This is a genomic window from Streptomyces carpinensis (assembly GCF_002154505.1).
Classification (GTDB): Bacteria; Actinomycetota; Actinomycetes; order Streptomycetales; family Streptomycetaceae; genus Streptomyces; species Streptomyces carpinensis.
Window position 1 is genome coordinate 1 of sequence record NZ_MUBM01000529.1, and the last position, 727, is coordinate 727.

Genomic DNA, 727 nt, shown 5'->3' on the forward strand with positions numbered 1-727 from the left:
GCTCCACTGAGCCTCGGACGACAACGCGCAGGTCAGTCAAGCGGGGAGCCAGCTGGGCCACCACGGTGGCACGTTGTCGGGCGAGCAGACATTGTTGTCGCTGGCGACTCCGGTCGGGGTGCCGATCACGGCGAAGTGGACGAGCAGGATGGCCACAAGAGCGACAGCAAGCGCCGCTGACGGAATTGCGAGTCTCACTCGGACCTGATGAGCAGGGCGGACAAGGGCCGCCGCCACAGCCCACACCCCAAGGCCGGCGACTGCGACCGAGGCGACAGAAAGGACGGGTTCCCACGTCCACAGATCAAAGAATCCAGGGTGCTCCCGCTTCAGCAGCCGGCAAGTCCTGCGCGCTCCGCGCGACAGACGATAGACGCCATAACCGGCACAGACAGTCACCACCAGGACAAGGCAACTGACTCGAGCGGGGTCGGGGCCCAGTTGTCTGTTCATACATGAGGCCGACGCTCAAGTTGCTGTCAATGGTTCCCGGTGGACTGGCGTGATTCGAAGGCACGATCGACATGCGCGGAACATGGTTGCGTCCAGGGAAGTGGTNNCCCTCATGTCCGCCGAGGCAGACGCCGTCTGCAACGCCGAATACTCTGCTGGCCTTCACCGCGTTCCCGCGTGAGTGCTGGCAGCAGATCTGGTCCAACAACCCGCAAGAACGCCTGAACAAGGAGATCCGCCGGCGCACCGACGTGGTCGGCATCTTCCCCGACCG

General features: G+C 64.1%; 1 pseudogene. It reads left to right on the forward strand.

Features of this window, described 5'->3' with window-relative positions:
• Positions 1-605: 605 nt before the first annotated feature.
• Positions 606-727, forward strand: a pseudogene (locus BZY54_RS45440) (transposase); the annotation flags it as partial.